The 13,561-nt window shown below is 70.3% G+C and carries 12 protein-coding genes; 3 read left to right on the forward strand and 9 right to left on the reverse strand.

Translation table 11 applies throughout. The features are described 5' to 3' along the window. Positions 1-207: 207 nt before the first annotated feature. From ABH927_RS23590 to ABH927_RS23600, 3 genes are read right to left on the reverse strand one after another with little or no spacing between them, the layout of a single operon-like run. Entirely contained in the window at positions 208-873 is a 666-nt protein-coding gene (locus tag ABH927_RS23590) for a rhomboid family intramembrane serine protease (protein WP_370024551.1), read from the reverse strand. A 60-nt stretch (positions 874-933) separates the two neighbouring features. Continuing rightward, positions 934-1,335 (reverse strand): nitroreductase family deazaflavin-dependent oxidoreductase, encoded by a 402-nt coding sequence (locus ABH927_RS23595; RefSeq protein WP_370024553.1) that lies wholly within the window; start codon positions 1,333-1,335, stop codon positions 934-936. A gap of 27 nt (positions 1,336-1,362) precedes the next feature. Continuing rightward, the gene (locus tag ABH927_RS23600) at positions 1,363-1,923 is read right to left on the reverse strand and encodes a TetR/AcrR family transcriptional regulator (RefSeq protein ID WP_370024555.1); all 561 of its coding nucleotides are present in this window, start codon (positions 1,921-1,923) and stop codon (positions 1,363-1,365) included. Between the two features lie 102 nt (positions 1,924-2,025). Between ABH927_RS23600 and ABH927_RS23605 the strand changes: the two genes are divergently transcribed. Beyond that, entirely contained in the window at positions 2,026-3,615 is a 1,590-nt protein-coding gene (locus ABH927_RS23605; RefSeq protein ID WP_370024557.1) for an MDR family MFS transporter, read from the forward strand. A gap of 74 nt (positions 3,616-3,689) precedes the next feature. On the opposite strand, the gene gndA is transcribed toward ABH927_RS23605, so the two are convergent. Both gndA and ABH927_RS23615 read right to left on the reverse strand, forming a co-directional pair. Further along, positions 3,690-5,111: an NADP-dependent phosphogluconate dehydrogenase gene (gndA, locus tag ABH927_RS23610; RefSeq protein WP_370024559.1), complete on the reverse strand. Its 1,422-nt coding sequence runs from the start codon at positions 5,109-5,111 to the stop codon at positions 3,690-3,692. A gap of 100 nt (positions 5,112-5,211) precedes the next feature. Then, positions 5,212-6,411 carry a TIGR03118 family protein gene (locus ABH927_RS23615; RefSeq protein ID WP_370024561.1) on the reverse strand — a complete coding sequence of 400 codons (1,200 nt, stop codon included), beginning with the start codon at positions 6,409-6,411 and terminating at the stop codon, positions 5,212-5,214. Positions 6,412-6,721: 310 nt separating this feature from the next. On the opposite strand from ABH927_RS23615, the gene ABH927_RS23620 reads away from it, so the two are divergent. After that, complete coding sequence (locus ABH927_RS23620; protein ID WP_370024563.1) at positions 6,722-7,606, forward strand: hypothetical protein; 885 nt, start codon at positions 6,722-6,724, stop codon at positions 7,604-7,606. Here the strand turns inward: ABH927_RS23620 and ABH927_RS23625 are convergent. Both ABH927_RS23625 and ABH927_RS23630 read right to left on the reverse strand, forming a co-directional pair. Then, positions 7,598-8,572, reverse strand: coding sequence for a sulfotransferase (locus ABH927_RS23625; RefSeq protein WP_370024565.1), 975 nt, complete (start codon positions 8,570-8,572; stop codon positions 7,598-7,600). The genes ABH927_RS23620 and ABH927_RS23625 overlap by 9 nt on opposite strands. A gap of 163 nt (positions 8,573-8,735) precedes the next feature. Then, positions 8,736-9,197: an ATP-binding protein gene (locus tag ABH927_RS23630; protein ID WP_370024567.1), complete on the reverse strand. Its 462-nt coding sequence runs from the start codon at positions 9,195-9,197 to the stop codon at positions 8,736-8,738. Between the two features lie 106 nt (positions 9,198-9,303). On the opposite strand from ABH927_RS23630, the gene nhaA reads away from it, so the two are divergent. After that, positions 9,304-11,196, forward strand: coding sequence for a Na+/H+ antiporter NhaA (gene nhaA / locus ABH927_RS23635; protein ID WP_370024569.1), 1,893 nt, complete (start codon positions 9,304-9,306; stop codon positions 11,194-11,196). Between the two features lie 19 nt (positions 11,197-11,215). Here nhaA and ABH927_RS23640 read toward each other — a convergent pair whose 3' ends face one another. After that, entirely contained in the window at positions 11,216-12,463 is a 1,248-nt protein-coding gene (locus ABH927_RS23640; protein WP_370024570.1) for a hypothetical protein, read from the reverse strand. 82 nt (positions 12,464-12,545) lie between these two features. Beyond that, the gene (gene add, locus ABH927_RS23645) at positions 12,546-13,556 is read right to left on the reverse strand and encodes an adenosine deaminase (protein ID WP_370024572.1); all 1,011 of its coding nucleotides are present in this window, start codon (positions 13,554-13,556) and stop codon (positions 12,546-12,548) included. Between the last annotated feature and the right edge of the window lie 5 nt (positions 13,557-13,561).

Raw genomic sequence — 13,561 nt, forward strand, 5'->3', positions numbered from 1 at the left:
CCCGCAACCACACAGACCTACAGCTTCCACGCCGACGTCACGATCTTCGAGAAGGGACTTGCCTCCCGTCCCCGACGCTAAACGCAACGGCGTTGCTCATGGCCTGCTCAGAAGGGCTGTGTGGGAATCTGTGCATGATCACGACTGGCGTGTGGGCTGATGAGCGGCCATCTCGGGGAGGGCGTGCATGATCACGCGCGAGGGGGGTCAGAGGCCGAGGTCCTCGATCTCCTTGAGTAGCGCGGAGCGGGAGTCGCCGGTCGCGGCCTTCGGGGCCTGCTTGGGGGCGTGGGCGGGGCGGCGGTCCCGGAACAGGTAGCCGCCCACGATCCCGCCGACGAAGCCGAAGGCGTGGGCCTGCCAGCCGATCCCCTCGGCCGGTAGGAGCCCCGCGAACTGGTAGGCGAAGCAGAGCCCCATGACCAGGCCGATGACGATGTCGATCAGGTGCCGGTCGAAGGCTCCGCGCACCAGCACGTACCCGAAGTAGCCGAACACCAGCCCGCTCGCCCCCGCCCCGATGGCGGAGGAGTCGGCGGTGAACCAGGACCCCAGCCCGCTGGCCAGGGCGATGAGGCCGGTCACCCCGAGGAACTTCCGCACGCCGCGATAGGCCGCCAGGAACCCGAAGATGAACAGCGGGCCCGAGTTGCCCTCGATGTGAGCCCAGCTCCAGTGGAGCAGCGGCGCGGAGACGATGCCCGGCAGCCGGTCGACGTCCCACGCCCTGATGCCGTAGTGGTAGCTGAGCCCGTAGTCGCCGGCCCAGTTCACGATCTGGACGACCCAGATGAGCCCCAGGAAGCCGACCATCACCCAGAACGCCTTCCGGGCCTCGGCGATCATGATTTCGGCGGTGTGCCCGTCGGTCACCGAACCTCCCCGTTCCGCGGATGACGCAGGCGGAAAGATATCGTCGCGGGCGCACGCGCGCTAGACGCGTTCGAGTACGACCACCGGGATCTCGCGGGAGGTCTTCGTCGTATAGACGTCGTAGTCGGGCCAGGCGGCCGTCATCGTCCGCCACATGTCCGGCTTCTCCTCCGGCGTGGCCGTACGGGCCCTGGCCCGGAACCTCTCACCCTTGACCTGCAGTTCGACCTCGGGGTCGGCCTGGAGGTTCAGGTACCACAGCGGCGGATCGTCGGATCCGCCCTTGGAGGCGACGACCAGATAGGCGCCGCCGTACGGCCGGTAGATCAGCGGGGTGCTGCGCTTTTCCCCCGACTTGCGGCCGGTCGTCGTCAGGATCGCGACGGTGGTGCCCTGCCAGTCGTGGCCCTCCTCGCCGTCGGTCTCGACGTAACGCCTGACGTGTTCCTGTCCGAAAAGCATGTCGGTCACCTACCCTTTCGCGGAGCGTCAACCGCGGGAGGCGTCGATCAATTCCATGGCGACGTTCAGCGCGGCCTCGGCCCGCTCCTCGTCGGTCACGTCCTCGTCGCGCACCACGAACCAGACCGCGTGCAAGGTGAACAGCGCCATGGAACGCTTCAGCCGGATGGTCAGCGGGTCGCCGGGGTCGCACAGCACGTCGAGGAGCGCTGTGATCCGCTCCCGCATCGCCTCCGCCTTGCTGTGGCCGCGCAGCGCGGTCTGGTTGCGTTCCATGAAACGCATGACCTCGTGATGGCGCCCGCGGGTCATGTCGGCGGAATAACGCCGGATGATCTCCCGCCTGGCCTCCTCCGTCCGCGGCTGCTGCTTCGCCCAGTCGATCAGCGCGTTGAGAGCCTCCATCCGGTCGTCCATGAGGCTGGCGACGATGTCGTCCTTGGTCTTGAAGTGGTAGTAGAGCGCGGCCTTGGTCACTCCGAGGGCTTCGGCGATCTCGCGCAGGGATGTCGCCTCATATCCCTGCTCGGTGAACAGCCTGATAGCGACCTCCTGGATGCGGGTCCGCGTATCGGTTTGTGCGCCCATGGTGAATAGTCCCTTATTTGGCTTGACGGCCGGCAAGTAAGGACCATACCGTGTCCCGGTGCACTAGCCGGTCGGCAAGTAAGTTCTTTTTAAGGGGGCCCTATGACGGAGACCGCGACCGCGACCGCGCCAAAGCGGTCGAGGGAAGTAATGATCGTGCTGCCGGGCCTGATGCTGGCGATGATGCTGGCGATGCTCGACAACATGATCGTCGGTACGGCGATGCCGAGGATCGTCGGCGAGCTCAACGGCCTGGAGTACTTCACCTGGGTGACCACGGCATACGTCCTGGGCACCACGGTATCGACCCCGATCTGGGGCAAGCTCGGCGACCTCTACGGCCGCAAGAACATCTTCCTCGGCTCGATCGTCCTGTTCCTCGTCGGCTCCGCGCTCTGCGGCATGGCGGGCACGTCGATGTTCGGCGGCACGGCGGACGGCATGACGGAGCTCATCGCCTTCCGCGCCGTCCAGGGTCTCGGCGCCGGCGGCCTCATGGTCAACGTGATGGCGATCATCGGCGACCTGGTGCCGCCCCGCGAGCGCGGTCAGTACCAGGGCATCATGGCGGCGATGATGTCGCTCGCCATGATCGCGGGCCCGCTCGTCGGCGGCTTCATCACCGACCACCTGAACTGGCGCTGGGCGTTCTACGTCAACCTGCCCCTCGGCGGCGTCGCGCTCCTGTGGCTGGTGCTCAAGCTGCACCTCCCCAAGTACCGCACCGAGCACCGCATCGACTGGCTCGGGGCCGCCGTCCTCACCGTCGGCATCACCGCGCTCGTGCTGATCACCTCGTGGGGCGGTCAGGCGCACGGCTACCCGTGGGGCTCGTGGCAGATCCTGGCGCTGGCGGCCGTGGCGGTGGTCGCGCTCGGGCTCTTCATCCCGATCGAGCGGCGGGCGGCCGAGCCGGTCATGCCGCTGCACGTGTTCCGCGACCGCAACTTCTCGCTGATCTCGCTGGTCGGCTTCCTGCTCGGCTTCGCGATGTTCGGCGCGATCAGCTTCATGCCGCTGTTCCAGCAGACCGTCCAGGGCGCGTCGGCGACCAACTCCGGCCTGCTCCTGCTGCCGATGATGGCCTCGATGATGGTCGTGTCGCTGTTCGTCGGCAAGGCGATCACCCAGACGGGCAAGTACAAGATCTACCCGGTGATCGGCGGCGTGGTCATGGCCGTCGGCATGTGGCTGCTGTCGCTCCAGGACGTCAACACCCCCGTCTGGCAGACCGGCGTGTTCATCGCCGTGCTGGGCCTCGGCATGGGCTTCCTGATGCAGACGAGCATGCTGATCGCGCAGAACAGCGTCGAGCAGAAGGACCTCGGCGTGGCCAGCAGCGCCTCGACGTTCTTCCGGTCGATCGGCGGTTCGTTCGGCATCTCGCTGTTCGGGGCGATCTTCAACAACCAACTGGAGTCGAGCCTCACCGAGAAGTTCGGCGCGAAGGTCGCCCACGCGCTCACCTCGGGCGGTCCCCGCATGGGCTCGGGGTCCCTCGGCAACCTGCCCCCGCAGGTCAAGGCCGGGTTCCTGGAGGGGCTCGCCAACGCGATCAGCTCGGTCTTCGGCTGGGCCGTCCTGTTCGCCGTGCTCGTCCCGGTGCTCGCCGCCTTCATCAAGGAGATCCCGCTCCGGGGCGGCGCCACCACCCCGAGCGAGCAGCCCGATCCGGTGGCCGCCTTCGAGTGACCCGCAGTTGAGGCCCTGTACGTGAGGCCCTGTACGGCTTACGCCCCCGCGCGGGCGTAAGCCGTACAGGTCGTTCAGGCGGGTCTTTCCACCCGGTCGCCGGACCAGTCGGTGTGGAACGAGCCGTCCCGGTCGACGCGCCGGTAGGTGTGGGCGCCGAAGTAGTCCCGCAGGCCCTGCAGGAGCGCCGCCGGGAGGCGGTCCCTGCGCAGGCCGTCGTAGTACGCCAGGGCCGACGAGAACCCGGGCGTCGGGACGCCGATGGTGGCCGCGGTCGCCACGACCCGGCGCCAGGAGTCCTGGGCCAGGGCGAGCGCGGCCGAGAACGTGGGGTCGACCAGCAGCGTCGGCAGGCCGGGGTCGGCGTCGTACGCCGACCGGATCCGGTCGAGGAACCGCGCCCTGATGATGCAGCCGCCGCGCCAGATCGTGGCCATGGCCCCCAGGTCGATGTCCCAGCCGTACTCCTTGCTCGCCGCCGCCATCTGGTCGAACCCCTGGGCGTACGCGACGATCTTCGAGGCGTACAGCGCCCGGCGCACGTCCTCGACGAAGTCCCCGTCCTGGGCGGCCGCGTGCGGACCGGCGAGCGACCGCGCGGCCGCGCGCTGCTCGGGGTGGCCGGACAGGGCGCGGGCGAAGACCGCCTCGGCGATGCCGGTCACCGGGATGCCGAGGTCGAGCGCGCTCTGCACCGTCCAGCGGCCGGTGCCCTTCTGCTCGGCCTGGTCGACGATGACGTCCACGAACGGCGTGCCGGTCTCCGCGTCGGTGTGACCGAGCACCTCGGCGGTGATCTCGATGAGGTACGACTCCAGCTCGCCCTCGTTCCACTCGCGGAAGACGTCGGCCAGCTGCGCCGGGGTGAGCGCGAGCGCCTGCCTGAGCAGGTCGTAGGACTCCGCGATGAGCTGCATGTCGGCGTACTCGATGCCGTTGTGCACCATCTTCACGAAGTGGCCCGCGCCGTCCGGGCCCACGTGGACGCAGCAGGGCGTCCCGTCGACCTTGGCGGCGATGTCCTCCAGCAGCGGGCCGAGCGTCTTGTACGCCTCGGCGGCGCCGCCGGGCATGATGCTGGGCCCGTTGAGCGCCCCCTCCTCGCCGCCGGAGATCCCGGTGCCGACGAAGTGGATGCCGCGCTCCTTCAGCGCCGCCTCCCTCCGGCGGGTGTCCTCGAAGTTCGCGTTGCCGCCATCGATGATCATGTCGCCGGGCTCCATGCGGGCGGCCAGTTCCTCGATCACCGCGTCGGTGGGCGCTCCGGCCTTGACCATGATGATCGCCTTGCGTGGCCGTTCGAGCGACGCGACGAAGTCCTCGACCGAGCCGGACGGGATGAAGGCGCCCTCGTCCCGGTGGTCCTCCATGAACTGCGTGGTGCGGCTCTCGGTGCGGTTGTGAATCGCGACCACGTGGCCATGATGGGCGAAGTTCCGGGCCAGATTGCGACCCATCGTCGCCAGGCCGGTCACTCCGATATCTGCTTTGTCCATACCTGCTTTGTCCATACCTGCTTTGTCCATACCTGCGTTGTCCATATGCCTAGTCATATACCGTTCGCCTCGTCGGATGCGGCATCGGCCCGGCGTCCGCTCAGTATCCGTAGCCGCCCGAGTGCGAGTGCGTCGGGGCCGGGGTCGCCGTGGGGGTCGCCGTGGGGGTCGCCGGCGGTGACGCCGATGTGGACGTCCCAGCGCCGGCCGGCCGGATCAGCCCGAGCAGGCCGTGCTGCGCCTTGCCGGTCCCGGCCGAGAACCACAGCGCGTCCGTGCCGCCGTTCTGCGCCGTGCCGGGCTCCAGGTCCCACAACCCCTCGATCGCGATGGCCGTGCCGTCCGTCTTGCGGAGCGGCCCGAGGTAGCGGCCGGTGTGCCGGTTGTACGCGTTGACCCAGCCGTCGCCGAAGTTGCCGACGAGGAGCGCCCCGGCGTAGGGGCCGAAGCCCTGGGGCGCGAGGGTCATCGCCCACGGCGCGTTGAGCGGGCCTCTGCTCGCGAACCGGCGCAGGTAACGGCCGCCGGGGCTGAACTGGCTGACGAAGCCCTTGCCCCGGCCCGCCACGGCCCCGCCCGTCCGCGGGTCGCGCTTGGCGTACGCGACGAAGACCGAGCCCCCGACCACCTCCACGTTGAAGGGGGAGTAGTCCGGCGGCAGGAACGGGTCCCGGAACTGGCGCCGAGTGAGCCGTACCCGGTCGAAGTCGTCGTCGAAGACGTGGATCCGGCCGTGCGAGAAGGACGGCGCCAGCAGGAACGTGCCGCGGTTGGTCTCCATGAGGGCCAGCCCCTTGTAGTCGGCGCCCCGGGTGAAGGCGCCGATGACGGCGTGGTCGGCGTCCGCCTTGGCGCTCCAGGCGGTGATCGCGCCGCTGGGGCTGGAGAAGATGAACGACGCCGGGGCCGTCCCGAGCCTGCCCTTGACGGTGAAGTTCTCGCCGCTGTAGAGCACCTGGCCGGTGGGGGTGCCGCCGGGGATCCACACCTGCGTGGGGGCCTTCTTCACGGTTCCCGCGCCGCCCGTGTAGACGGTGGCGCTGCCGGTGCCCGCGTCGGACACCCACAGGGTCGCGCCCATGGCGAGGCCCCACGGGTTGACCAGCTTGGGGTCCGTGACGGCGGCCTTGCCCGCGACGTCGGAGACCAGGTCGACCTCGGTGAACCTGGCCGGGGTGCGGGTTGTTCCGGAGTACCGGGTTGTTCCGGAATGCTGGGTTGTTCCGGAATACGCGGGGACCGCGCCGACGAGTGCCAGCGCGAGCGGTGCGGCGCAGAGCGTGACGATACGTGCCCGCATGGGGCCTCCCTGATGAGGATGAGACGGTGCGTCGGCATGCCCTTACGCCGGGAGATACGCCGCCCTCCTCCGGAGGGTTCACCCGAGGCGGTCGCGGATCCCCCGGTGGGCACAGCCGGTCAGCACAAGGGGAGGCAATGTGGTGTGCGGCGTCACATATGATGACGGAAACCTGTAAACCCGACGGGTTTTGTATAGAGATGGCACCCTGGGGCGAGTGAGGCTTGGTGTCGCCCGCGACTCCCTGCTATGAGGAGAGCCTAGAACCGGTCCTCTTGGCCGAGGCCCGGGCCGTCCCCATCGTCATTATGTGGAGAAGATCGACGTGTTCATACCGCAGCCGGAACGGTCAGTCGTCGCGGTTCCCCCACCCGGAGACGGGCCCGGGTTCTGGTCCGGGGCGCCCAGCGCCGTGAGCAAGGACGGGTGGATCTACCTCGCCTACCGGCTGCGCCGCCCCATCGGCGAGGGCAGGGGATACGCGGTCGAGGTGGCGAGATCGGCCGACGGGGAGCACTTCGAGACCCTGCTCACGATCACCAAAGAGGACATGAAGACGGAGTCGCTGGAGCGCCCCACCCTCGTGGTGACCCCGGAGGGCGTCTGGCGGCTGTACCTGAGCTGCGCGACGTACGGCACCAAGCACTGGCGGGTGGAGGTCATCGAGGCCGCCGATCCCGCCTCCTTCGACCCCGGCGACGCGCGCGTGGTCCTGCCCGGAGACCTCAAGACCGGCGTCAAGGACCCCGTGATCGTGCACCACGACGGCCTGTGGCACCTGTGGGCGTCCTGCCACCCGCTCGACGACCCGCAGGAAGCCGACCAGATGGTCACCGACTACGCGACCAGCGTCGACGGGATCGAATGGTCGTGGCAGGGGACCGCCCTCGACCGGCGACCCGGCGCGTGGGACTCCCGCGGCGTGCGCGTCAGCGCGGTGAGCTTCACCGGCGAGACCGTGATCGCCTACTACGACGGCAGGGCGTCGGCCGAGGAGAACTATGAGGAGCGCACGGGCGTCGCGATCGGCCCGGACCCGTCGACGCTGACCGCGACCGGGATGGAACCCGCCGCCCAGTCGGCGCACGGCGGGCTGCGCTACCTCGACATCGTCCCCGTCCAGGGCGGCCACCGGCTGTACTACGAGCTGACCCGGCCCGACGGCGCGCACGAGCTGCGCACCGAGCTACGCTGACCGGCCTCTCGGGCGGCCGTTGCGGGCCTGCCGCTGGCCGGAGGGCCGGCTGCCCACGAGGCCGCCCGACCTCTCGCGGGGCCGGAGCCAGTCGCTGAAGTCCTCGTCCGTCACGTCCTGCAGGACCGCGATGTCGGCGGCGAAGTAGGACAGCAGCTCCTGCCGTTCCGGCCAGGTCAGCGGCCGGCGCGCGCGTCCCTCCCGCTGGAGGACCCGTTCGAGCGGCGCCGTGAGCCGCTGCCCCAGCACCCGGTCGCCCAGCCGTACGAGCTGGGAGAGGAGCTCGTGGCGGCGGCTCTCCGGGGGGTGGGCCGTGACGTTCTCCTTGGGCACCTCGCCGACCAGCCCCCGCTCGACGCCGAGGAACCCGCAGATGCGGTCCAGCGTGTCGGCCGGGCGGTCCACCAGGTCGCGGTAGCGGAACAGGAGCACCTGCTCGCGCGGGAACAGCGTGAACAGGTGCCGCAGCTGCTCGCCGTACCGGCCGAGGCCGATGTAGTGCCAGAACGGTGCCCAGCCCGCCGCGGCGCGGCGCTTCTCCTCCGCGCAGGCCCGGATCACGTCGCCGATGGGCTCCAGCCCGGCGGACCACAGGTGGGTCCAGTTCGAATGCGCCCGCTCCACGGGGTCACGCAGCGAGACGATGAGCTTGGCGCCGGGGACCGTCTCCCTGATCCGCCGCTGGGCGGCCAGGTCGTAAAGGTAGAAGGGCGTCGACTCGCCGCGGAGCGTCCCCGGCGGAGCGCCCTCGAACAGCGCCTCGTAGTCGTCCCGCCGCCACACGTGCTCACGGTAGGTCTCCGCGTCGCCCGGACCGCCCTTGGCCGGCGGCGGGCCATCGGTGAGGAAGAACTTGGGTTCCTTGACGGCCGACATGAAGAGCCCCGGATGGCGGGCCAGGGCGGCGTGCAGGGCAGTGGTGCCGGCTTTCGGCACTCCGATCACCAGGAAGTCGGGCAGGGCCATGGCCATCCTCCGCCACTTCTTCTCGGGGCCACTCGTTCTCGGCCACTTTTCCTACAAGTTTAGTGTGAAATGCCACCTCCTGTGTAGGATTCCATCACAGATGATGTACCACCCTGGTCAGGGCCCTATCCGGGGCCTTATCGCCGACCTCGCCCCGCGCCTCTCAGCCGCTCAGGAGGGCGGGCTCGGCCGCTGAGCACGTCGTCCCGCACCGGCCCCTGAGGGCCTCGAACCAGATCTCGAACCAGACCTCGTTCCGGCCGCCCTCCCGGACGATTCCCCACCGGTCGGACAGCGCGTCCAGTAGCGGGAGGCCCCGCCCGCTGGAGCCGTTCGGCACGGCGTGGCCCGCGCAGGGCGGTCTGGCGGACCCGTCGTCCCGCACGCAGATCCGCACGCGGTCCGGCAGGCAGGACACCGTGATGGTGAAGGTGCCGCCGTCGCCCGACCGCGAGTGGATGACCGCGTTGGTGACGATCTCGCTGGTCAGCAGCACGCAGTCGTCGTGCCGTGGATGGTCGCGGCCCAGCGTCGCCGACACCAGCCTGCGCGCCCGCCCGACCTGTACCCGTCCGCCGGCGAGCCGCGCCACGCGGTTCCCCGCGCCGTCCCCCAAGATCTCCATGTAAGACAGGACGCTCGCCCGTCAACCCCAGATGTCACGAGAAAGTAGGAGTGTGCTTGCCTGGCGGATCGGGAATGTCGTGCCCCCGGTCAATGTCTGATGGAACGTGACGGAATCCCACGAACCATCCCAGGGCACCCTGTCGGGCCGGACTACGTGGGTGCGGCGCTTCGACACGCCGCTGCGCGAGTTCCTCCGCACCGAGACCGGCAGCGCCGCCATCCTCCTCGCAGCCACGCTGGCCGCCCTGGCGTGGGCCAACATCGACCTCCGGTCGTACGAGGCCGTCTGGGGGACGGGGCTGTCGATCCGCCTCGGCGGCTGGGGCGTGTCCCAGGACCTGCGGCACTGGGTCAACACCGGGCTGATGACGTTCTTCTTCCTGGTCGTCGGGCTGGAGGCCAGGCGCGAGTTCGACATGGGCGAGCTGCGCGACCGCCGGCGGCTCGTGCTCCCGCTCGCGGCCGGGGTCGGCGGGATGATCGTCCCCGTCGCGATCTACCTCCTGTTCAACGCCGGCCGGCCGTCCGTGCACGGCTGGGGCGCCGCGATGTCGACGGACACGGCGTTCGCCCTGGGGATGCTCGCCCTGGTGGCGAGGCGGCTCCCGGCCCGCGCGCACACCTATATGCTCACCGTCACCGTCGTGGACGACCTCGTCGCGCTGTGCGTGATCGCGATCTTCTACAGCGAGCACGTGCGGCCGCTCGCGCTTCTCGCCGCGGCCGGGATCTTCGCCGTGGTCCTCCTCGTCCGGTCCCTCGGCGTACGGCAGGGCATCGTGTACGCCCTGCTCGGGGTGGCGGCCTGGGTGGCGCTGTTCGAGTCGGGCGTGGAGCCGGTCGTGCTCGGCCTGGCCATGGGGCTGCTGACCTACGCGTCCCCGGCGGCGCGCGGGGACCTGGAGCGCGCGACCGACCTGTTCCGGCTCTTCCGCGAGCAGCCGACCCCCGAGCTCGCCCGGTCGGCGGGGGTGGGGCTGGCCCGGGCGCTCTCGCCGAACGACCGGCTCCAGCAGATCTACCACCCGTGGACGAGCTATCTGATCGTGCCCCTTTTCGCCTTGTCGAACGCCGGGGTCGCGATCAGCGGCGACTTCCTGTCGCGGGCCCTCACCTCACCCATCACGCTGGGAATCGTGCTGGCCTACGTCGTGGGCAAGCCGATCGGGATCATCGGGTCGAGCTGGCTCGTCACGCGCCTGACCCGAGGCGGCGTGCGGCCGCCCGTCGGCTGGGCGGCCGTCGCGAGCGGCGGCACGATCGCCGGGATCGGCTTCACCGTCTCCCTGCTGATCGCCACCCTGGCCTTCAGCGGGCCGCGGCTGGAGGAGGCCAAGTTCGGCATTCTGGCGGCGGCGCTGCTGGCGTCGGTGGTGACCTGGATCGTCTCCCGCGCGATCGCCCTGCTGCCGCCGTTGGTGCGGACCCGGGCGGTGCTCGGCACCGCCGAGAGCATCGTCGACCTCGCCGCTCCCGTCGATCCGGAGCGCGACCACCTGCGGGGACCGGACGAGTCGCTGGTGACCGTGGTGGAGTACGGCGACTTCGAGTGCCCCTACTGCGGCATGGCGGAGCCGGTCGTGCGGGAGCTGCTCAGGGACTTCGGGGACGTCCGCTACGTCTGGCGGCACCTCCCGCTGCGTGACGTCCACCCCTTGGCGCAGCTCGCGGCGGAGGCGGCCGAAGCGGCGGCGGAGCAGGGGGCGTTCTGGGAGATGCACGACCTGCTGCTCGACCACCAGGGCGACCTTCTGCTTCCCGACCTCGTCGGCTACGCCGAGAGCCTGGGGCTCGACGTCGAGAGATTCCGCCGGGACCTGGAGGGTCACGTGGGCGCCGCCCGGATCGCCGAGGACGTCGACTCCGCCGACGTCAGCGGCGTCTCGGGCACGCCGACCTTCTTCGTGAACGGCCGGCGGCACCAAGGCGCCTACGACATCACGACGCTCTCGGCCGCCGTGCGGGCGGCGAAGGCGCGAGCGATCCTGATGTCGTAGGCGACCGGCGGGGGGGGGATCAGTGCTCCGCGGAGGAGCCGTTCACCGTCAGGACGCGCTCCGGCACCTCGATGGCGGGGAAGGTGCCCGTGTCGATGATGCCGTGCTCGTTGTACGCCGCCTCCAGCAGCGCGTGCGCCCGCGGCTCCAGCTTCCACAGAGCGCGGCACTCCCGGGCGGTGCTCAGCGGGATGCCGATCTCCTGGGCGATGTCGGCCGCCCGGGGGACGAACTTGCGCTCGATCTGCTGGTCCCAGTAGTCCCGGGCCGCCCGAACGAGTGCCGCGCGCTGGGCCGTGTCCACCGGGGCGGCGGGCTCCGCGGCGCCCGAATCCTCCTCGTCATCGTCATCGAGCATGGTGGCCCTGACGGCGCCTGAGGGCAGCGCCGGGGGAGCGGGCGGCTCGGGCGCCCACGGCACCGGCGGGCTCAGGTCAATCAGCGCCGACGTGTTGTAGAGCGCTCCGATCTGCGACAGCAGCGCCTCCTGCCGCTTCTCGTCGATGGCGAGGCCGGTGTACTCCACCGCGCGGTCCATCGCCCGGTCGAGCTGGGCGAGGGCGGCCCGCATCTTGCGGTCCGGCGCCCCGGCCTCGCGCAGCGCACGGGCCTTCTTGGCCGCCAGCGCGACGCGGGTCAGCCTGCGGTGGGCGTCCACCTCGCTCGCCGTGCGGTCGCTGGCCTCGGCGAGCCCGACGCGGACGAGCACCCGTTCGGGGGTCAGCCGCCAGTTGATCCGGGCGCGGCCGGTGATGCGGTGCCGTTCGATCGCCATGCCGCGCTCCCACAGCCACGCGGCGACCAGCGGGGCCGCGAGCCGGAACAGCGCCTCGGCGACGCTGCGGGCGTCCATGCTCGACAACACCGCCGACAGGCCGGTGAGGGCCCACACGGCGATGCCGTCGATGCCCGCCGAGTAGTTCTCCCTCATGTTCCGGCGGGCCCGCACGGCACTGGTGATCACGGCGACTTCGATGAACGCGAAGAGCAGCAGCCGCAGCGGCCCGTCGAATCCGAGCACGTCGCCGGAGAAGCGCCACATGCCCTGTGCGGACACGCCGGTCGCGATGCTGGCGGCGACGATGGTGAGGATGTCCTCGGCTGGTCGGTCGGCGGCGTAGCGGCGGAAGAGATGGGTCGTCGCACGGATGGCGGCGCGCAGGGCGACGTAGGCCAGGGCCAGGAGGACCAGGGCGAACACGCAGATGATGACTGTTCCGACCGGATGGGCCGACGCGAACGCGGTTATTTTATCAATGGGTGGCATCAGTCACTGGCTCTCGATGTCCGACAGGGATATCTCCGAGATCATTCCAGAATGTCGGCACCCTATGTGAAGAAACCCCTGTCTAGTTATGTGACTGGGGGGACTGGAAGCCGGGGGAGGCCAGCCAGGCGTCCACCTGGCGGCGCAACCTGTCCTTCGTCCCTGCGGGCGCGAACGACGCGTCGATCGAGGCGCGGGCGAGCTCGGCCATGACCGCGTCGCCGTACCCGAAGGTGTCTCTGACGCGGGCGTACTCCTCCGCGAGCGACGTCCCGATGATGGAGGGGACATCGGTGTTCACCGTGACGACCAGCCCGGCGTCGCGGAGCCGGGGCAGCGGGTGGGCGGACAGGGAGCCGGCCACGCCGAGCGCGACGTTCGACGAGGGACACACCTCCAGCGGGATCCCGCGGTCGCGCACCTCCGCGACGAGCTCGTCGTCCTCCAGCACGCGGATCCCGTGTCCCAGCCGCTCGGTGCGGCCCAGCGTGACGGCCTCCAGGATGCTCTCCGGGCCGCGGCACTCGCCCGCATGGTGTACCACGTGGAGCCCGGCGTCCCCGGCCGCGTGGAAGACATCGGCGAACGGAGCCAGCGCGTAGGACTCCTCCCCGGCCACCCCGACGCCCGCGACGCCGTCGGAGGCGTAGCGCGTCGCCAGCCTCAGGGTGCGCCAGGCCCGCTCCACCGAGCGCCGCCGGGAGTGGTCGAGCAGCACGCGGCATTCGATGCCGTAGGCCACCTGCCCCTCCGCCAGGCCGTCCAGCACCGCCTCCAGCGGCATCTCCAGGTCGCCGAGCCTCTCGCCATGGGAGGCCGCGGTGAACGTCACCTCCGCGTAGCCGGTGCCCTGCGCCGCCTCGTCCTCGCAGAACTCCAGCGCGACGCGGCGGAAGTCCTCCGGCCGGCGCAGGCAGCCGCGCACCAGCGAGTTGTGGTCGGCGAACTCGCGGAAGCCGCTGAAGGTGAGCGGTGTCCCACCAGGGAGGTCCACGCCGTTCGCGGTCGCGATCTCCCGGAGGGTCGAGGGCCGCACCGTGCTCTCCAGGTGAACGTGCAGATGAGCCTTCGGCAGCCGTGTGAGGTCCCGCATGCCGG

It is taken from the genome of Planotetraspora sp. GP83 (assembly GCF_041262585.1).
In the GTDB taxonomy this organism is placed as follows: Bacteria; Actinomycetota; Actinomycetes; order Streptosporangiales; family Streptosporangiaceae; genus JAOEGB01.

What these genes read in the sequence shown, in the direction of transcription:
- ABH927_RS23595 (WP_370024553.1), bottom strand. Translation starts at nt 1,335, where the DNA reads ATGCTTTTCGGACAGGAACACGTCAGGCGTTACGTCGAGACCGACGGC.
- ABH927_RS23600 (WP_370024555.1), bottom strand. Translation starts at nt 1,923, where the DNA reads ATGGGCGCACAAACCGATACGCGGACCCGCATCCAGGAGGTCGCTATC.
- ABH927_RS23605 (WP_370024557.1), top strand. Translation starts at nt 2,026, where the DNA reads ATGACGGAGACCGCGACCGCGACCGCGCCAAAGCGGTCGAGGGAAGTA.
- gndA (WP_370024559.1), bottom strand. Translation starts at nt 5,111, where the DNA reads ATGGACAAAGCAGATATCGGAGTGACCGGCCTGGCGACGATGGGTCGC.
- ABH927_RS23615 (WP_370024561.1), bottom strand. Translation starts at nt 6,411, where the DNA reads ATGCGGGCACGTATCGTCACGCTCTGCGCCGCACCGCTCGCGCTGGCA.
- ABH927_RS23625 (WP_370024565.1), bottom strand. Translation starts at nt 8,572, where the DNA reads ATGGCCCTGCCCGACTTCCTGGTGATCGGAGTGCCGAAAGCCGGCACC.
- ABH927_RS23630 (WP_370024567.1), bottom strand. Translation starts at nt 9,197, where the DNA reads ATGGAGATCTTGGGGGACGGCGCGGGGAACCGCGTGGCGCGGCTCGCC.
- ABH927_RS23640 (WP_370024570.1), bottom strand. Translation starts at nt 12,463, where the DNA reads ATGCCACCCATTGATAAAATAACCGCGTTCGCGTCGGCCCATCCGGTC.
- add (WP_370024572.1), bottom strand. Translation starts at nt 13,556, where the DNA reads ATGCGGGACCTCACACGGCTGCCGAAGGCTCATCTGCACGTTCACCTG.